Source organism: Pseudarthrobacter chlorophenolicus, assembly GCF_000962805.1.
GTDB classification, from domain to species: domain Bacteria; phylum Actinomycetota; class Actinomycetes; order Actinomycetales; family Micrococcaceae; genus Arthrobacter; species Arthrobacter chlorophenolicus_A.
Genome location: NZ_JZTW01000007.1, coordinates 1 through 18,620, shown reverse-complemented (window position 1 = coordinate 18,620; position 18,620 = coordinate 1). Strand labels below are relative to the sequence as shown.

Sequence of the window (18,620 nt, the reverse complement as noted above, 5' to 3'; positions counted from 1 at the left end):
TCCCTGGCGGGCGCGCTCGCGCCGGTAGCGGAAATGGTGTGCAGGTTCCAGCGTACCGCCAGAAAGGGCTCAGGACGGCTCGCGCAGGATGCGCAGGTGTCCCCTTCGGGTTCCCTCGGCCCCGGCAGGCGCCTCCAGGGCGGAATGCTGGCTGCGCTGCGAGGGTTGCTGCTGCGCCTGGGTGGGCGCCGCTGCCGCGTCCCGCACCGCGTTGGCCAGGGCGAGGAGATCGTCGGGGCCGGGCTGCTGTGGAGTCGAGGGCATGGCCAGTCGCAGGACCTCCCAGCCACGGGGAACCGTCAGCGAGTCGGCATGTTGCTCACAGAGGTCGTAGCAATGCGGTTCTGCGTATGTGGCAAGCGGACCAAGGACAGCGGTGGAGTCCGCGTACACATACGTCAGGGTGGCCACCGCCGACTGGCGGCAGGCAGATCTTGAACACTGACGGATAGCTCCCACGACATCCCAGACTACTCTGCGCCCAGGCCAAAACGCCGCATTGGAGCCCATGCCCGGACGCGCCTTCGCTGCGGGGCGAATCTGTCGCGGAATCCCCGGTCCGGGTTTAAAGTCAATGTATGCAGTCATCGAACCAGAATTCAGGCCTGACGGTCCGGTTGGCTGACCCGGGTATCGAGTCCACCACCGGGGCGTCCGCAACCGGCCGGAGCTTCATGCGGCGCCGGCGGAACCGTCACGGCCGTGGCCTGCGCGGGGAAGTCATGCTTCCCACCCACCCCGGCTACCGCACGCGGGGCGACCGCTTCGATGACATGGTGCTGGACTCGGCCCAGCGGCTGCACGATATCTGGGGCAAGACCCTGGACGGCGTCAGGTTCGGCGTTGACGAAATTCCACCGGACCTCGAATTGCTGGCCGCCACCGGCGCGCCCGCACCCATGGGCGCCTACACGCCGGCGGCCGGGGATGACGGGCCGCTGATCACCGTCTACAGGCGCGTAGTGGAACAGGCCTGCCCCGGCGTGGAGGAATTGCAGGACATGGTTCACGACGTCGTCGTGGAGCACACCGCCGAGATGCTGGGTGTGGCGCCCGAAACCCTGGACCCGGTGTACCGGCGCCGTTACTGAATGCCCGGCGGTCAGTAGCCCAAGGCTACAGGGACCGTTTCCTGTCCGGCGGCTGCAGCCTGGAACGGCAGGGATGAAACGTCGCTGCGGCCCTCCTGTCCCAGCAGGACCGCGCCGTATGCGGCGTCGCCGGAAGCGGACACCACGTAGCCCACAACCTCGGCCCCGTCAGTCTCATTGGGGACGGTGATGGATGCTGTTGTTCCGCCGGCGATATCGGCGGTGGCCGGCGCCTTTACCTTGCCGTCGGCGGTGATCGCGGCGTAGGTGATGGTGGCCCTGGCGTCGAGGGCGCCAAAGACCAGTTGGCGGGTGCCGCCCTTGGGTACTGCCACCACATGCTGGCTGCCCAGCCGGATTCCGGATGCCGCCCAGGCGATGTCCGATGGTTGGTTCGCCTGCAGGCCGCGGGTAATGCGCGTGGCCGCCACGAAGGAGACGTCCGACGACGCCGCTACCGTGTAGTTCCCCGCCGGTACCCCTGCCAGGGATACTTCGGTGATGGAGTTGGCTTTGGCCGTGATCACACCGCCGGAGGGGAGTGCTTTCTGGCCGTCCCGGCCGTAGAGCTTGATCTCGACCACGGCGTCGGACGGCCCCGGGACAGTGATTTCCAGTGCGGGCGCGGCGTCTGCATACCCTGGCTTCGAGGTGAGTGCTGCGATGCCGGCAGCGTCTTGGATGTCAACGCCGGTCATCACCTGGCGGACGGCGGGTGCGGCGCCTGGCGTGATGAAATCCACTCCCCCGGGTGTCAGGCCGCGCAGGACACTCTGCTGGATAGCCGCCGCAATGGGGCCTCCGGTGCTGCGGACACGGACGCTCAGCTGCTCCTCGCCCGGCGCCAGCCCGGCCAGCACCACTGAACGGGTGGTTTCCGGCGCCACCAGCAGGCCGCGGCTTCCTGGTGCCTGGATCTGCCCCTTGCCGCCGAACAGCTCAAGGCTGACGGTGGCCGGGCTGCTGGAAGCATTGCTCAGGACCAACACCGATGTCCGGCCCACGGTGGTACTCGCCCCGGCAAGCCATTGGTCGTTGGAGGGCTGCAGGCAGTTGGCCGCAGCCGAACCCTGCAGGTCACCGTCCGTTGCCCTGAAGATCATGGCCCCCGCTGCGGACGCCTTCTGGTTGGCCACGGCGTCGGCGCTGAGGACAGAGACCGCGTCCACGCCACGGCCGGATACTGTTCCGGCCAGCAGTTCCTGGCGCGGACCTTCTGACGCCGGTGCGCCCGGAGCCTTGGCGATCTCGACGGCGGTGGCCCCGTCCAGCCGCGACAGCCGGCTTCCGGGTACTACTCCCGCAGTCCCGAGTACCGCGCCGGTCACGCTGGTGGCGGCGGTGTCCGACTCGGGGCTGAACTGTGGGTCGGTCCCTGCCTCGGTGCCTTCCAGGAGGCGGGCCGGGCCCGGGCACACGCCCACGCTGGTTCCGGCGGGAACAGCGGCAGCAGCGGGCTGGACGCTTCGGCTGGAGCCGGCGCTGGGCAGCAGCGAACCTGCGGCAACGACGCCGCCGGCGCAGGCCAGGACCAGGACGGCTGTGGCGGCCCCGGCCAGGGCCGCCCTTCGCCGCTTCGCGCCGGCGGGGACGACCGCCGCGCCGGAGTCCTTCTGGCCCTGCAGTCCGGTCCGGTCCGGTCCGGATCCGGCATCGGCTGCGCCGGGACGGGTGGGGTGCTCATGCATTCTGCTTTTCCTTACGCAGGGCGCCTTCGTCGCGTGACAGCCCGGTCCTGGGCCTGTTGACCGGCATGGGGATGGCCAGCATGACCGTCAGGCCGATGATGGTGACCTGGGCTGCTCCAACCCACCAGGACCAGGGATTTTCGTAGCGTACTGTCAGCTGTCCGCCCGACGCCGGCAGCGTGAACGCCTGCGCCCATCCGGACGTGGTGGATGTAAGCTTCCGGCCATCGAGCCAAGCGGTCCAGCCGGCATCGGCGCGTTCGGCGAGTACCACCAGTCGGCCTTCGGGGCCGGCGGCAACGGAGGCATCGACGTCGTTGACGTCTGACGGCAGCATGGCCAGCGTGGCGCCGTTGCTGTCCGCAATCCTGACGCGGTGGGCAACTTCCGCGGCCTGCGTGGCGGACTGGTTCCGGGACGTGATGCGCCAGAGCCAGCCGACGTCGGTCTGCCCCACGGCTACAAGCCCCGGGACGGCGTCCATCCGGCTTGCGGTCAGTTGAGCCGCGGTATCGGCGGAGCGCAGGACCACGAATCCGGCGCCGAGCTCCTCAAGGTCCTCGCGCGGATCAACTCCCTGCCCGGCAACCAGTGTGGCAACTACCCGGCGGACGGATGCTGTGACGTCGTCGTCGCCGCGCACCGTTTCCGCTCCCGCAGGACCCGTGATGCTCCGGGCAGTGGCAATAGAGGACAGGCTGTCCAGTGTGGTCCCCGCCCCACGCATCAGCGAAGCGTCATAGGTGCCGTCCTCGCGGGTGCCGATCAGCAGGGTCCGTGTCTGCTCAGCGCCGGTCCCGCGGTCGATCGCGGTGGCTGGCAGGGTTCGGGTACTGGCAGCCTCTACGAGCCTGGCTGTACCGAGCCCGGGTGTGCCGGATTCTTCGGCAGCGGCCGGCGCCGCGGTCGCTGTGCCGGTCCGAAGCAGGTTTTGGGCAGACCAAGCAGCCATGCTGGCCAGCGGGCCCACCAGAAGAACTGCCATGCCCACTGCCACCGCTGCATTGGCCACCGTGGCCCGGCGCGGTTCTTTGGCGGCTGCCCGGCCGGCTGCGTTCAGGAACCGTTCGGCTCCCAGCAGCCCCGCACCCAGGAGGGCAAACGCGGCGGCGGACACAGCCGGTCCGGTGAACGGGGTAACCAGGCTGTCCGAAGTGGCGCCGGTGGCCACCTGGGTGGCGAGCCATCCGCAGGCCAGCGCTATGGTGGCCGCTGCCCACAGCGCCCGTGTCAGCTCGGACCCGCGTCCTGGGGCGAAAAGGGCCGAGACAGCAAGGATCAGTACCGGTGCTGCCAGGAGGACCGCCAGCACCAGGGCCCACGGCAGCGCCCCGTCTTCGAAGGGCGGCAGCCCTGCCAGCCCCTTGGCGGGGTCGAACGCCAGCGGCTGGGCCAGGAACTGCTGCCAGAGCGGTGCAGCCTCAAAGGGCAGGGGCATGCCGGGGTCGGCAAGCAGGGCCCGCGGCCTGTCGAGCACCGAAATGCCGAACGGAATAAACAACGCAGCGCTCGGCAGGAGGGCCCACCAAACGGTCCGGCCGCGTCGGCCCATTCGAAGCCCACAGATGATGATGATCAGGGCTGCCGGGACCAGGAGGGAAGGCGCGGAAGCAACCGTGACAGCGAGGACAAGCCCTGCCGCGGCCGCGGCAGTCCAGGACGGTGTTCCGTTGATTCCCGGCCGGACAGCCGGTTTCTCGCCCGCACGGAGCCCCGGTTGCGGTACCGCGTGGCGGCCGTGGCCCACAGCGGAACCCGTGGCCCGCAGCAGGGCCAGGACAACCAGTGGAATCATCAAGTGCGCCACAAGGGCTCCGGCCCGCCCCTGGTTCAGGGCAACCTGCAGCGCCGGCGCAGCCGACCAAAACAGTGCGGCAACCAGGCGGAGCCGCCGCCGGGTGGTCAGGCCGCCAGCGGCGAACCACGCCGTCAGGCCGGACAGTGGCGTACCAAGGATAATGAGCCACGCCATGGCGGCGTTTGCGTTGCCGCCGCCCAGCACCCCCAGGATCCACAGCACGTAATCGAAGGGGTCCCCGTGGCCGGGAAGCCCCGCGCCGAGGTTGATCCACCAGCCAGAGGCGTTCTGCCATATGTCACCCAGGCCAGTGGAGATGGGGATGAGGCCGCCGCCGGCCACAGCCTCCGCGCGGAGAAGGCCTGCCAGGCCCAGCAGCGAGGCAAGGGAAGCGATGATGAAGGCGGCCAGGGCACCGTTGCCCACCCAGCCACGCTTCCGGGTTGCCAGCGCGGCGAAATCGTCTGCGGAGTCACCGGTGGGCTGGTGCGCCAGGGGATCCTGTTCAAGTTCGTCGGCGGGGTTGTCGTCCGCTCCAATGGCTTCCATCAGGGAACGCCGGTGGCTCCAGACTTCCCGCCGCGGCGTCTGGAGCTTGCGGATGACGGACCGGCGGATGCGCCGGCTCTGCCGCGCCGACTTCCTTGCACGGGCAAGGGCCCGTGGCCGGGCCAGGGCGGCAAAGGTGGCGGCGAGTTGGGTGATTCCGTGGGCCGGGTCCTTGACCACGATGCTCAGGACCAGCCTGAAGAGGCTTCCGAGCAGGGCTCCCACGGCATGCACCGGCACCATCGCCAGCGGCGCGTGCTTCAGCCGTAGGTGTACCTGGGCTTTCCTGGCTGCTGCCGGGTTACCCAGGCCGTGCGGCCTGTGCGCCACATGGAACATTCGGGCCGCCGGCACTACGACAACACGGTTTCCTGCCAGGCGGTTGCGCCAGCAAAAATCGACGTCGTCTCCAGTACCCGGGAGCCCGGGGTCGAATCCGCCCAGCTGGTCCCACACGTCCCGCCGCACAAGCATTCCCGCCGAGTTGACGGCAAACGTGTCGCTACGGCCGTCATACTGGCCCTGGTCGAGCTCGTCGGCGTCGATGAGCGTGAGCCGTTCCGCCCACCTGCTGGTGGACAGTCCGACGTCGATAAGTTTCCGTTCCTCGTGCCAGTCCAGCTGCTTGCAGCCGGCAACGGTCACGGACGGGGCACGTTCAACGGCACCGAGCAGTTCGGCGAGGGCCTCCGGCGCGGGGGCGGCGTCGTCGTGGAGCAGCCAGATCCACTCCGGCTTGCCGTCGGGCCTGCTTGCCCCGCCCGGCGCCAGTTCCAAAAGGGCTGCGGACACAGCGGCGCCCATGCCGCCCTTCCCATGATCATGGGAGACGACATGGGCTCGGCCCAAAGTGTTTTCGAGAAGGAACCGGGAGTCGTCGCCGGACCCAGTATCGACGCCTATCGCGTAGTCGACCGGCCGGGTCTGGTCCGCCAATCCTGCAAGCGTTCTGGGGAGATAGGCACTGCCGTTGTGGGAAACCACAACGGCAGTGACATGGACATCCTGGTGAATTAGACCGCTCGCTTCCTCAGTCGTCGGCGCTCACGCTCGGAAAGGCCTCCCCAGATGCCGAACCGTTCGTCATTGGCCAACGCGTACTCCAGGCACTGCGAGCGGACGTTGCACGCACCGCAGACCTTCTTGGCATCACGGGTGGAGCCGCCCTTTTCCGGGAAGAAAGCTTCAGGATCAGTTTGGGCGCACAGGGCATCTGTCTGCCAGCCCAGTTCCCCTTCGTCATCGAAGTCCTGCTGGAGCGGCAAGCCGATCCACACCGGCTGCACCGTTCCCGGTGCAGCCAATTCCATGGGCGGGTCCAGTTCGTCTTCCGGTTCCGCCCCGCCGTCGAGAAGGGCTTCGTGGGCGGCCAGGAATGCGGTGGCCTGGTCCTCGAGGGCTGTCCCGGTGTTGCTGTTGTAGCGCTCCGCGGCAGCGGGATCGGCGGGATCCACGTACCAATCGCTGGGCACCCCCCGGGCACGGTACCTTGCCGTAGCCTGTCCGGCCACGACGGCATCTTCCTGGATACGCTCTGCTTGCCCCACGGCGACCCTCCTGATGTTGCAGCCCCTGCCTGGATACGTGGACACTCGGTTGTGTGCCGGTATTTACGCAGTTGCCTTTAGATATCTAATTACACGTGTGTAACTAAGGCGAGTCAAGCCGCAGCCGGGATAATAATCAGTGAACCCTGCGAACCACGCGCACGCCACGCCCGGGAATTTTTGCCCCTGGAGCCGCCTCCCCCACCCTCACCGGCTTGCAAGGTGGAATACGGGCCGGAATCGCTGTAGCCGCGGCAAAATATCGCTCTTCAGCGCAAATAGCAAGCCCGCTTACTATCGGATGTGATAAGAATCTCATGCGGGCATGGCGGCCCCTGATGCCGGGACGTCCGGACCGGATGACCGGCACCGCGGCCAGTGGCAGGATGGACGCATGACTACTCCGGCAATCCAGCTGATGAACAACCTCCGCACCGGCAACTCCACCGCACCGCGGCTGACGTGGTACGGGCCGGAGGGCGAGCGCGTGGAACTTTCCGGCAGGGTGCTGGACAACTGGGTGGCGAAGACCAGCAACCTGCTGCAGGACGAGCTCGACGCCGAGCCCGGCATGAAAATCAGCCTGGCCCTTCCCCCGCACTGGAAAACCATGGTGTGGGCCCTCGCTGCATGGCAGCTGGGCCTCGAAACCGTCCTGGACGGTCCGGGTGCCGATTTCCTCGTCACGGCCGACCCCGACCGGCTGAACGGCAACACGGCCGGGCAGGAACCGGCAGGACAAACCTACGACGCCGTTATCGCCGTCGCGCTTCCTGCCCTGGCCATGAGGTGGCCCGGCGAGCTCACCGGCGGCTGCCTCGACTACGCCGCCGAGGTGCGGCTGCACGGAGATGTTTTCCTGGCGCACGCCGATCCCGATCCCCTGGCGCGGGCCATCTCAGGATCGGATGGCCGTGAGCACCGCCAGCAAGACCTGCTGGAGGGATTTGCCGCCAGCCACGACGAAGGCGTCCGCCTGCACATTCCGGCCGCGGACGGACTGGAGGCTGCCCTCTCCAATGCCCTTGGAGCGTGGAAGCAGGACGGATCCGTGGTGATCACGCACCCGGACGTCCAGCTGACCGACAAGCTGCTGGCCGCCGAACGCATCCACGGCAGCTAGCACCGGGAGTCGCCTGCCGGGGGTACCACTGTCAGGAGCGGAAACCTGCCCCTATGACTTGGCGGGACCGTCTGCGGACGGCTGGCGCTCATTGTCTGCGGCCACCGGCGCACCGTGGTGGTGCACTTCGATGAGCTCGTGGTCATGCGAGAACGCCGGCTCTTCGTCCAGTTCCTTATTGAATACGAGGAATCGGTAGGCGAAGAAGCGCACCACCGTGGCCACCAGAATGCCGACCACACCGGCCAGGAACAACAGGTTCTTGTCCGTGACGCCGAGACCGTACTTGGCCAGGGCCGTAAACCCGGTTGAGATGCCTATGCCGATGCCGTTGATGATGACGAACATGACGAACTCGCGCACGACATTGTCCTGGCGGCGGTGGCGGAAGGTCCAGAACCGGTTGGCGATCCACGAGAAGATAGTGGCCACCGTGGCTCCAACGAACCGGGCCTTGGCTTCGCTGTCCGTCATGGGACCGTGCATGAGGTAATACGTCAGGCCGTTGTCGATGACGAAGGCTACACCGCCCACCGCCCCAAATTTGGCAACCTCGCGCCAAAACAGCGAAGCCAGGCCCCGGATGCGGTCTGCAAGTGCGGAAATCATGACCCTCCAAGGCCTTATAACGTGTGGGCCTCTTGGCCAGAGATCTATTTTAGCGCCTTGAACCTTGGAGCAGCCTCCCAATAATCGGCGCTTGAGGTGCCGCGTTACCTCGATTCTCGTTTTCCGCCACGGCCGGAAGCCGGGATATCCGGCGGTTTTCGGTAGGCTGGCAGATGTGACTTTTCCAGTAATAGGTGTTGTTGGCGGCGGCCAGCTTGCCCGAATGATGGCCCCAGCCGCGACTGCCCTCGGCTTCGAACTCCGAGTCCTGGCGGAAGGTGAGGACGTGTCGGCCGTCTCCGCGGTCTCCACTTCCCCGGTGGGAGACTACAAGGACCTGCAGACGCTCCTGGACTTTGCCAAAGACCTCGACGTCATGACTTTTGACCACGAGCACGTCCCGGCTGCCCACCTTCGGGCACTCCAGGAGGCCGGGGTCAACATCCAGCCTGGCCCCGACGCCCTCATCCATGCCCAGGACAAACTGGTGATGCGGGCAGCCATTGACCGGCTGGAGCTGCCCAACCCGGCGTGGGCCTCCGTTGACGACGTTGATGCGCTGGTGCGCTTCGGCGACGACACCGGCTGGCCTGTGGTCCTGAAGACTCCGCGTGGGGGCTACGACGGCAAGGGCGTCAGGATCGTCGGTTCGCCGGACGAGGCCGCCGAGACAGCCGACTGGTTCGCTGCCATGAGCCCGCTCCTGGCGGAGGCCAAGGTTGAGTTTACCCGTGAGCTTTCAGCGCTGGTGGCACGGACGCCGGACGGTGAGGCCCGCGCCTGGCCTGTTGTCCACACCATCCAGGTGGACGGCGTGTGCGACGAAGTCATCGCCCCCGCCCAGGACATCCCGGTGGAGGTTGCGGCAGCAGCCGAGGACGCCGCGTTGCGGATCGCCGCAGAACTCGGTGTTACCGGCGTCCTGGCAGTGGAACTGTTTGAGACACCCGGGACCGGGGCGGGCTTCCTGATCAATGAATTGGCGATGCGCCCCCACAACACCGGGCACTGGACCCAGGACGGGGCAGTAACCAGCCAGTTTGAGCAGCACCTGCGTGCAGTCCTGAACCTTCCACTGGGCGCTACTGACGCGCTGGCTCCGGTAACAGTCATGAAGAACTTCCTGGGCGGCGACAACCAAGATCTGTATGCGGCATTCCCGCAGGCCCTGGCCAGCGAACCGGCTGCCAAGGTGCACTGCTACGGCAAGTCCGTTCGGCCAGGCCGCAAGATCGGCCACGTCAATCTGGTGGGCGCCTCCACCGCGGAAGTAGAGTCAGTGCGGCGCCGGGCCGGGATTGTGGCCGGCATCATCCGTGACGGGCGGGCACCTACAGAAGAGCCGCCCATGACTTTCGAGGAGAACGCATGAGCGCCCCCACCACCCCAGCCAACGGACCCGCGGCAAGCCCCCTGGTGGGCCTGGTCATGGGCTCCGATTCGGATTGGCCCGTCATGGAGGCGGCAGCGGAAGCGCTGGCAGAGTTCGGCATCCCGTTCGAGGCCGATGTGGTGTCGGCGCACCGGATGCCCACGGAAATGATCCGGTACGGCCAGACCGCCCACGAGCGCGGGCTTCGCGTGGTCATCGCCGGTGCCGGCGGCGCGGCGCACCTGCCCGGCATGCTGGCCAGCGTCACTCCCCTCCCGGTCATCGGGGTGCCTGTTCCGCTGAAGACGCTGGACGGCATGGACTCCCTCCTGTCCATCGTCCAGATGCCCGCGGGTGTGCCGGTGGCTACCGTATCCATCGCCGGAGCCCGCAACGCAGGGCTGCTGGCCGTGCGTATGCTGGCTTCGGGCACTGACGAACTGGCCGCGTCACTTCGGTCGGACCTGCTCGAATTCGCCGCGGACCTCAACGCCGTGGCGTCCCGCAAGGGTGCCAACCTCCGGCAGAAGGTCAGCGAGGTCTTCGCCGAGGGCAGCGGAACACTGCGGGGCAACCGTTAGGACGGCCGGAATGTCCAGCAGCAAGGTCCCCCAGTCCGGGTCTGACACGTCCCTGACAGACCCCGTCCGGTATCCGGTGAGCGCTTCGCCGCCGGTGCGGACCAAACGCGCGTTCGTCCTGATCCTGCTGACACTGTTCGTTCCGGGCAGCGCACAGCTGGTGGCGGGCGACCGCAAGCTGGGACGGACGGCGCTGCGTGTGACGCTCTGTGCCTGGGCGGCCATCGTCCTTGCGCTCCTGCTGCTGCTGTTCAACCGGCCCCTGCTCATCAACGTCATCACCAACCCGTTCGCCTCGCTGGTGATCATCCTCGTCCTGGTGGCCCTCGCCGTCGGCTGGGCTGTCCTGTTCATCAATACTGTGCGCCTCATCCGGCCGGTGCTGCTGGTTCCCGGCGCACGGCCGGGCGTCGGGATCGCCCTTGTCCTGGCACTGGTCATCAGCAGCGGATCCCTCGGCTACGCGGCCTATCTGCTCAATGTGGGGCGCAACGCCATTGGCAGCATCTTCTCCTCCGGCCCGGCCATCGATCCCGTGGACGGGCGCTACAACTTCCTCATGATGGGCGGCGACGCCGGCGACGACCGCACGGGCCGCCGGCCGGACAGCCTGTCGGTACTCAGCGTCGATGCCAAGACCGGTCAAACCGCCATCATCTCCATTCCCCGCAACTTCCAGAACGCCCAGTTCAGCGAGGGTTCGCCCATGCGTTCGGTCTACCCGGACGGGTACAACTGCGGCGACGAGTGCCTGATCAACGCCATCAACACCGAGGTCACCAACGAACACGCCGACCTTTACCCCGGCGTGGCCGACCCCGGCGCCCAGGCCACCATGGAGGCCGTGTCCGGCACACTGGGGATGCCCATCCAGGCCTACGTGCTGGTGGACATGCAAGGCTTCTCCACGCTCATTGACGCCATGGGCGGGATCAGGATCAAGGCCGGCGGCTGGGTCCCCATGAGCGGGTACTTCGACGAAGCCACCAAGACGCACGGCATGCCGCTGGGCTGGATCCCGGCCGGCGAACAGACCCTGAACGGCGACCAGGCGCTGTGGTACGGCCGGTCCCGCGAATACGTGGACGACTACGCCCGGATCCAGCGCCAGCAGTGCGTGCAGCAGGCCATGCTCAAGCAGCTCGATCCGGCCACCCTCCTCGCAAAATTCGAGGATATTGCCAAGGCCGGCACCAAGGTGGTGGAATCCAACATCTCGTCCTCCCAGCTGGGCAGCTTCGTGGACCTCGCCATGAAGGCCAAAGGCAAGGAGGCCAAGCGCCTCACCCTGGGCCCGCCGGACTTCGATGCATCGTTCTCCACCGTGCCGGACTTCGACCAGATCCATGATCGCGTGGACCAGTTGCTGGCCTCCGCATCCGGAGCGCAGTCGGCAGGAACGGCCGACGACGTCATGGCAGTACCGGCCGCGGGCGGCGGGCACGTACAGGCATCAGGCAGCCGCTCCCCCGGCGTGCTGCAGGCCGGCGGAAGCACGGCGCAGCAGGCCACCCCGGCGCCGTCGGACTTCACCCCGGTGACCACCACGCCCGAGGGCGAACCGATCACTGCGGAGATGCTGAACCAGCTCAAGAGCGAAGGCAACGAGGAAGCCATCCGGCAGCTCGTGGCAACGAACGGCCAGTGCGCGCCGCTCTAGCGCGCATGGCGGAAACGCCCTGACAGGCCTAACCAAGAAACGGAACGGTTTTGTACGAGATTGACAACGTCCTCCGGGACTACGCGTGGGGATCCACCACAGCCATCGCAGCCCTCCTGGGCCGGCCCGAGTCCGGCGCCCCGGAAGCTGAACTCTGGATCGGCGCCCATCCAGACTCGCCGTCCACCGCCCATGTCCCGGAGGACCGGAGCACCACGCCACTCGATGCGCTGATCAGCACGGACCCGGAGCACTTCCTGGGCGCGGAGTCTGTGGCACGTTTCGGGCCCCGCCTGCCGTTCCTGGCGAAGATCCTTGCCGCTGCCCAGCCGCTGTCCCTTCAGGTCCACCCCAGCCTGCAGCAGGCACAGGACGGGTTCGCCCGTGAAAATGCTGAGGGCGTGGCCCCGGATGCACCGCACCGGAACTACCGGGACGACAACCACAAGCCGGAAATGATCCTGGCGCTGACTCCGTTCGAGGCCCTCTGCGGCTTCCGGTCCGTAGCAGCCACCCGCGGGATCCTGCAGTATGTTGCGGACGCCGTCGGCCGTGACACGGACGGCCCCGGGGAATCCGCGCGCGAGGGCGCTGCCCTGGTGGCGGCCCTGCTTTCGGATCTCGACGGCGGATCCCACGGTGGAGATGAAGGCGCCGGCCTGCGTAGGGCCTTTGAGCGGCTCATCACCGGCGGGGAGGACGTCGCCACGGCCACGTCCCAGGTGGTAGCCGCACTGATCGGTGGCAGCGTGGGGCCTTATGACGCGGAACTTGGCACCGTTATCAGCCTGAACGAGAAATACCCGGGCGACCCCGGGGTGCTGATTTCGCTGCTGCTGAACCGCCTCTCGCTTCAGCCCGGCGAAGCCGTCTACCTCCCCGCGGGCAACGTGCATGCCTACCTGCACGGCCTTGGGGTGGAGGTGATGGCGTCCTCGGACAACGTGCTGCGCGGTGGCCTCACGCCGAAGAACATTGATGTTCCCGAACTGCTGCGCACCATCGACTTCAGCCCGGTGACCGTCCCCATGCTGGCCGCCGAAAGGTCGGAGCTGGACCAGGAACTCTTCCGGCCGCCCTTCGCTGAGTTCCAGCTCCAGCGGATTGAACTCTCACCCGGCGACGGTCCGGTGCCGCTGGCACAATCGGGCGCAGCAGTGGTGATCGTGGTGGCCGGCGGAATCTACCTGGACTCGCCGAAGGGGGACCTGCGCCTGAACCGCGGTTCCAGCGCCTTCCTCGCCGCCGCCGAGGCCCCGGTGAATGTGCACCTGGCCTCGGACAGCACCGAGTCAGCCCTGGCGTTCGCTGTTACGACCGGTCTCTAGCCCCGGCGCAGGAGCGTTCGGGCCCGTCCAGCGGCGGCTTTGGCCAGCCGCCGGGCGGTCTGGAGCCCGCGGCGGGCCAGCGGCATCGCTTTCGAATAGGCCGGGTAGAACGGTGAGAGTGGCTTTTCCCACGTTCCCAGCAGCATGTTTTCGTGCTTCGCGAACTGCTTCTTGAAGTCCGAGATGCCGTCGTTGAGCAGGCCATTGAAGTCGTACCGGGAGCACCCGTCTTCGCGCATGGCCTGCAGTGCGGCCCATTTGACGCCGTAGTTCACGCGCTGCTTCTGCCCTTCGGCGGACACACCGCCGTAGAGTTCAAACGCCGTGGCGCCGCTGCGGGCCAGCCACACGAACGCCAGCAGCTGCTCGCCGTCGAACGCTCCAATGATGGGCGAGCCGTCGCCGAGGTTCCGGAAGATGTCGCGGTAGTACTGGTCCTCGTGGATGCCAAACCCGGCACGCTCGGCCGTCTCGTGGTAGATCGCCAGCACCTGTTCAAGTTCGGACTCGTTCTTGACCTTGCGGAATTCGACCTCGCTGCGCATCGCTTTGCGGATGTTGGCCCGGGTCGACTTCGACATCTCGGCCGTGAGCTCGTCATCGGTACGGGTGAGGTCCAGGATCAGGGTCCGCGGAATGAGGACCGTGTTGGTGGTTTCCCGGAAGCCCGCCCCGGCCACGGCCCCGGCGTATGCCGAATCCTTGTCCCAGTCGGGTTCGATGCTCAGGGCAACACCGCGGTGCCTGATGGCGGCGTGGTCAGCGAGGCTGTTGAGCACGGCCTGGGTGTCCTCCACCGAGCACATCGGGCCCCTGGGGATGTAGACCAGTGCGCGGAAAGGCAGCGGCAGCGGGCGGACCAGCAGCTGGGCGGCTCCGACGGTGGTCTCGCCGTCCTTCAGCAGCACCCGGTCCACCGACCAGCCATGCATGGCCTTGGTCTCTCCCCAGCCCCACAGCTGCTGCGGATGCCCGTTGAACGTGTCGACGGATTCGTCCCAGAGGGCGCGGTCAGTACAGGGCACAACAGCAGGAATCATGGCTTAAACCCTATACCAGCCTTTAACGCCGAAGCCCCGGAGCACCATTGGGCACTCCGGGGCCTCCGGGGAACTGCGGTCAGCTCTTGCGGGCGTAGCCTTCCCACTTGCTGGCCTGGTGCTCGCCGTCCACGAAGCGGATGGTGCCGGACTTGGACCGCATCACGATGGACTGGGTGAGGACCTTGTCCTTGGAGTACCGCACGCCGCGCAGCAGGTCGCCGTCGGTGATGCCGGTGGCAGCGAAGTAGCAGTTGTCGCTGGAGACGAGGTCGTTGGTGGAAAGGACGCGCTCAAGGTCATGGCCCGCGTCGATCGCCTTCTGCTTCTCTTCGTCGCTGGTGGGCCACAGGCGGCCCTGGATCACGCCGCCCAGGGACTTGATGGCGCAGGCAGCGACGATGCCTTCAGGGGTGCCGCCGATGCCCATCAGGGCGTCAACACCGGTGCCCGAACGGGCAGCCGCGATGGCGCCGGCGACGTCGCCGTCCATGATGAACTTGGTGCGGGCGCCGGCTTCGCGGATCTCCTCGACCAGCGGGCGGTGGCGGTCGCGGTCCAGGATCATCACGTTGAGCTGGTTGACCTTGACGCCCTTGGCCTTGGCGATCAGGTGCAGGTTCTGTTTGACGGGCAGGCGCAGGTCCACCATGTCAGCAGCTTCCGGCCCGGTGACGAGCTTTTCCATGTAGAAGACGGCGGAGGGGTCGAACATGGAGCCGCGTTCCGCCACGGCGAGGACGGCCAGGGCGTTGTTGATGCCCAGGGCGGTCAGCCGGGTCCCGTCAATCGGATCAACGGCAACGTCGCACTCGGGGCCGGTACCGTCGCCGACGCGTTCGCCGTTGAACAGCATGGGGGCTTCGTCTTTTTCGCCTTCGCCGATGACCACTACGCCGTTGAAGTGGACGGTCTGCAGGAAGGAGCGCATGGCGTCGACGGCGGCACCGTCGGCGGTGTTCTTGTCGCCGAAGCCCACCCAGTGTCCGCCGGCGATGGCTGCTGCCTCGGTGACGCGGACGAGCTCGAGGGCAAGGTTGCGGTCCGGCTCATCGTTGCCCACAGCAAGGGACGGTGAGATCGTGGAGTACTTCTGGGTCATGGACGCTGGTGACACGTTAACCTCTTCTTCGAGTGGCGATCATTGAACCCGTCCCGCCGGAGCAGCTGGACGGTGATTCCTCTGCTTTCGATCATAGTCGCGGGACGCGGTGCCGGACGGCGGATGACGCACTGCCGCAATGTGCCTGCGGGGCTGGGGCCGCCTTCCGGGAGCCGCCGAATGGAAGTCCCGTGCCGGCATGGGCGACTATGGAGGGGTGAATGAGATGCAGGAGAAGACCAGCCCCACCCCTGACCCGGCAGGAACCGGAGGCAGCAGCGGGGCAGGTGCCGGGGACGCAGGCACCCCCGTAAAGCCTGTCATTCCGGCAGCAGCGGCCAAGCGGGCGAACGCTTCGGTGATCGGCATGGTCATCGCCCTGGTGGTGAGCATCGCCGCGTTCCTTCCCGTCATCCTCATGAACCCGCTGCCCAAGAGCGACGGATACCGGCCGGACGTCGACGTTGCCGGCATCTCCCAGCGGGCTGCGGATGTGGCGGGATTCACACCCGTGGCACCCGATACGGGCAACTCGTTCCGCGCCAACTACGCACGATGGGAAGCCGGCACGGGCAACGGGGTCCCCACCTGGGAGGTTGGCTACATCACCCCCAAGGAGTCCTTCATCGCCCTGGTACAGACCAGCAAGGCCAACCCCACCTGGCTCCTGCAGCAGACCAAGAACGCCCCTGTCACCGGGTCCCGCAACGCAGGCGGCCAGGAATGGGAGCTCCGGGATACCGGCAAGGGCGAGAAGTCAATGGTGCTGGACTACCGCGGCACCACCGTGGTCCTCTCCGGCGCGGCGCAGCTGGACGAATTCGGCACCCTGGCGGCCGCCGTCGTGAAATCCATGGACAGCAACCCGGCCGTCACAGTTTCACCGTCGGCGCCCGCCGCACCTTAATGTAGTAAGCGTGGCTACTAATCTGACTCCTGCACTGGCCTGGCGCCGCCTGCGCGAAGGCAACGAACGATTCGTCAACGGCGAGTCCTCGCATCCGAACCAAAACGCCGACCACCGGTCGTCCCTGGTGGAGACCCAGCATCCGTTCGCGGTGATCTTCGGCTGCTCGGACTCCCGGCTCGCCGCGGAGATCATCTTCGACGTCGGCCTGGGTGACGTCTTCGTAGTGCGCACCGCCGGCCAGGTCATTGACGACGCCGTGCTGGGCTCGCTCGAATACAGCGTCGGCGTGCTGGGGGTGCCGCTGATCGTGATCCTCGGCCACGACAGCTGCGGAGCCGTCACGGCCACCAAGTCGGCCGTCGAGACCGGCGAGATGCCGTCCGGCTTCATCCGCGACCTCGTGGAGCGCATCACGCCGTCTGTCCTGACCTCGCTGCGCAACGACCAGCCTGAGGTCAACGACATGGTGGTGGAGCACGTCAAGCAGACATCCCAGCGCCTGGCGGACAGTTCGCGTGTGATTTCCGACGCAATCGAGGAAGGCCGCACTGCGGTCATCGGACTTTCATATCGGCTGGCCGAAGGCCGCGCCGACCTTGTTTCCGGAATCGGCGAGCTCTAGCCAGGGCTTCAACAAACGGCGACAGACCCAGTGGAGCGGGTCCCGGGAGGCCCTGCAGGCCGGCCCGGGGCCCGCTTCACGGTTTTATCTGGGGCGCCGGGGAGCCATAAGCTAGCCCCATGACTTCCACTGAAGAGTTCCGCATTGAACATGACACGATGGGCGAGGTCCGCGTCCCCGTGAACGCACTGTACCGCGCACAGACGCAGCGGGCAGTAGAGAATTTCCCGATTTCCGGCAAGACCCTGGAACGCACCCACATCGAGGCGCTGGCACAGGTCAAGAAGGCAGCCGCCCAGGCCAACGCAGAACTGGGTGTGCTCGACGGCGAGCTGGCCAAGGCGATTGCCGACGCTGCCGACGAGGTTGCTGCCGGCAAGTACGACGGCGACTTCCCCATCGACGTTTTCCAGACCGGTTCCGGCACTTCCTCGAACATGAACACCAACGAGGTCCTGGCAGAGCTGGCCACGCGCGCACTGAAGGCCGCAGGCAGTGACAAGGTGGTCCACCCCAACGACCACGTCAACGCTTCACAGTCCTCCAACGACGTCTTTCCCACGTCCGTGCACGTGGCCGCCACTTCGGCGCTGATCAACGACCTGATCCCCGCGCTGGGCTACCTGGCCGAATCGCTGGAGCGCAAGGCCGTTGAGTTCAAGGACGTCGTCAAGTCCGGCCGCACGCACCTGATGGATGCCACCCCGGTGACCCTGGGCCAGGAGTTCGGCGGCTACGCCGCACAGGTCCGCTACGGCATCGAACGCATCAACGCCGCGCTCCCCCGCGTCGCTGAGGTTCCGCTGGGCGGTACCGCCGTGGGCACCGGCATCAACACCCCCGCCGGTTTCCCGGAGCGGGTCATCGAGCTGCTCGCCACGGACACCGGCCTGCCGCTGACCGAAGCCCGCGACCACTTCGAGGCACAGGCCAACCGCGACGGCCTGATCGAGGCATCCAGCCAGCTGCGCAACATCGCAATCTCCTTTATGAAGATCAACAACGACCTCCGCTGGATGGGCTCCGGGCCCAACACCGGCCTCGGCGAAATCGCCATCCCGGACCTGCAGCCCGGTTCGTCCATCATGCCCGGCAAGGTCAACCCGGTCATCTGCGAGGCGTCCATCATGGTGGCCGCCCAGGTCATCGGCAACGACACCGCCATTGCCTGGTCCGGCACCAACGGCGCTTTCGAGCTCAACGTCGGCATCCCGGTGATGGCCGCGAACCTGCTCGAGTCCATCCGCCTGCTGGCCAACACCAGCCGCGTCATGGCGGACAAGATGATCGACGGCATCACCGCCAACGTGGAGCGCGCCCGCTTCCTGGCCGAGGCCTCCCCCTCGATCGTTACGCCGCTGAACAAGTACATCGGCTACGAGAACGCCGCCAAGATCGCCAAGATCGCCGTCAAGGAAGGCCTGACCATCCGCCAGGCCACCGAGAAGCTCGGCTTCGTCGGCGAAGGCGAAGGCAAGGTCTCCGAGGCCGATCTCGACAAAGCACTGGACGTCACCACCATGACGGCTCCGGCGCACAAGGCCTAACGAACTTAGCGCCCGACGGCGGCCGCCCACCTTCCCAGGGAAGGTGGGCGGCC

Annotated in this window: 16 protein-coding genes; 9 read left to right on the top strand and 7 right to left on the bottom strand. The window is 67.0% G+C overall.

The features are described 5' to 3' along the window. Window positions 1-69 precede the first annotated feature (69 nt). Entirely contained in the window at window positions 70-459 is a 390-nt protein-coding gene (locus tag UC32_RS08865; RefSeq protein ID WP_268747945.1) for a DUF3499 domain-containing protein, read from the bottom strand. Between the two features lie 119 nt (window positions 460-578). On the opposite strand from UC32_RS08865, the gene UC32_RS08860 reads away from it, so the two are divergent. Beyond that, complete coding sequence (locus UC32_RS08860) at window positions 579-1,091, top strand: metallopeptidase family protein (protein WP_045730870.1); 513 nt, start codon at window positions 579-581, stop codon at window positions 1,089-1,091. 11 nt (window positions 1,092-1,102) lie between these two features. Here UC32_RS08860 and UC32_RS08855 read toward each other — a convergent pair whose 3' ends face one another. From UC32_RS08855 to UC32_RS20300, 3 genes are read right to left on the bottom strand one after another with little or no spacing between them, the layout of a single operon-like run. After that, entirely contained in the window at window positions 1,103-2,779 is a 1,677-nt protein-coding gene (locus UC32_RS08855) for a DUF5719 family protein (protein ID WP_045730869.1), read from the bottom strand. Continuing rightward, a complete protein-coding gene (locus UC32_RS08850) occupies window positions 2,772-6,110 on the bottom strand; it encodes a glycosyltransferase (RefSeq protein ID WP_045730868.1) in 3,339 nt (1,112 codons plus the stop codon). Before UC32_RS08850 ends, UC32_RS08855 begins: the two co-directional genes overlap by 8 nt. A 29-nt stretch (window positions 6,111-6,139) precedes the next feature. Beyond that, window positions 6,140-6,673 carry a WhiB family transcriptional regulator gene (locus tag UC32_RS20300; protein WP_082072018.1) on the bottom strand — a complete coding sequence of 178 codons (534 nt, stop codon included), beginning with the start codon at window positions 6,671-6,673 and terminating at the stop codon, window positions 6,140-6,142. Window positions 6,674-7,067: 394 nt separating this feature from the next. On the opposite strand from UC32_RS20300, the gene UC32_RS08840 reads away from it, so the two are divergent. Then, the gene (locus tag UC32_RS08840) at window positions 7,068-7,796 is read left to right on the top strand and encodes a TIGR03089 family protein (RefSeq protein ID WP_045731011.1); all 729 of its coding nucleotides are present in this window, start codon (window positions 7,068-7,070) and stop codon (window positions 7,794-7,796) included. Between the two features lie 51 nt (window positions 7,797-7,847). Here UC32_RS08840 and UC32_RS08835 read toward each other — a convergent pair whose 3' ends face one another. Further along, window positions 7,848-8,405 (bottom strand): GtrA family protein, encoded by a 558-nt coding sequence (locus UC32_RS08835; protein WP_045730867.1) that lies wholly within the window; start codon window positions 8,403-8,405, stop codon window positions 7,848-7,850. A 175-nt stretch (window positions 8,406-8,580) separates the two neighbouring features. Between UC32_RS08835 and UC32_RS08830 the strand changes: the two genes are divergently transcribed. The 4 genes from UC32_RS08830 to manA are packed head-to-tail and all read left to right on the top strand — an operon-like array spanning window position 8,581 to window position 13,346. Further along, a complete protein-coding gene (locus UC32_RS08830) occupies window positions 8,581-9,777 on the top strand; it encodes a 5-(carboxyamino)imidazole ribonucleotide synthase (RefSeq protein ID WP_082072017.1) in 1,197 nt (398 codons plus the stop codon). Continuing rightward, a complete protein-coding gene (gene purE / locus UC32_RS08825; RefSeq protein WP_045730865.1) occupies window positions 9,774-10,358 on the top strand; it encodes a 5-(carboxyamino)imidazole ribonucleotide mutase in 585 nt (194 codons plus the stop codon). Before UC32_RS08830 ends, purE begins: the two co-directional genes overlap by 4 nt. 10 nt (window positions 10,359-10,368) lie before the next feature. Next, on the top strand, window positions 10,369-12,018 hold the full coding sequence (locus tag UC32_RS08820; protein ID WP_045730864.1) for an LCP family protein: 1,650 nt from the start codon (window positions 10,369-10,371) through the stop codon (window positions 12,016-12,018). A gap of 50 nt (window positions 12,019-12,068) precedes the next feature. Then, window positions 12,069-13,346 carry a mannose-6-phosphate isomerase, class I gene (gene manA, locus UC32_RS08815; protein ID WP_045730863.1) on the top strand — a complete coding sequence of 426 codons (1,278 nt, stop codon included), beginning with the start codon at window positions 12,069-12,071 and terminating at the stop codon, window positions 13,344-13,346. Here the strand turns inward: manA and UC32_RS08810 are convergent. Next, the gene (locus UC32_RS08810) at window positions 13,343-14,386 is read right to left on the bottom strand and encodes a lipid II:glycine glycyltransferase FemX (protein WP_045730862.1); all 1,044 of its coding nucleotides are present in this window, start codon (window positions 14,384-14,386) and stop codon (window positions 13,343-13,345) included. The genes manA and UC32_RS08810 overlap by 4 nt on opposite strands. A gap of 79 nt (window positions 14,387-14,465) precedes the next feature. Further along, window positions 14,466-15,488 carry a class II fructose-bisphosphatase gene (glpX, locus tag UC32_RS08805; protein WP_171908945.1) on the bottom strand — a complete coding sequence of 341 codons (1,023 nt, stop codon included), beginning with the start codon at window positions 15,486-15,488 and terminating at the stop codon, window positions 14,466-14,468. Between the two features lie 226 nt (window positions 15,489-15,714). Here glpX and UC32_RS08800 point away from each other — a divergent pair, with 226 nt between their 5' ends. From UC32_RS08800 to UC32_RS08790, 3 genes are all read left to right on the top strand, one after another. Beyond that, a complete protein-coding gene (locus UC32_RS08800) occupies window positions 15,715-16,395 on the top strand; it encodes a DUF4245 domain-containing protein (RefSeq protein ID WP_235423629.1) in 681 nt (226 codons plus the stop codon). A 10-nt stretch (window positions 16,396-16,405) separates the two neighbouring features. Further along, a complete protein-coding gene (locus UC32_RS08795) occupies window positions 16,406-17,020 on the top strand; it encodes a carbonic anhydrase (protein ID WP_045730861.1) in 615 nt (204 codons plus the stop codon). Between the two features lie 119 nt (window positions 17,021-17,139). Next, window positions 17,140-18,567 (top strand): class II fumarate hydratase, encoded by a 1,428-nt coding sequence (locus tag UC32_RS08790; protein WP_015936466.1) that lies wholly within the window; start codon window positions 17,140-17,142, stop codon window positions 18,565-18,567. Window positions 18,568-18,620: the final 53 nt, after the last annotated feature.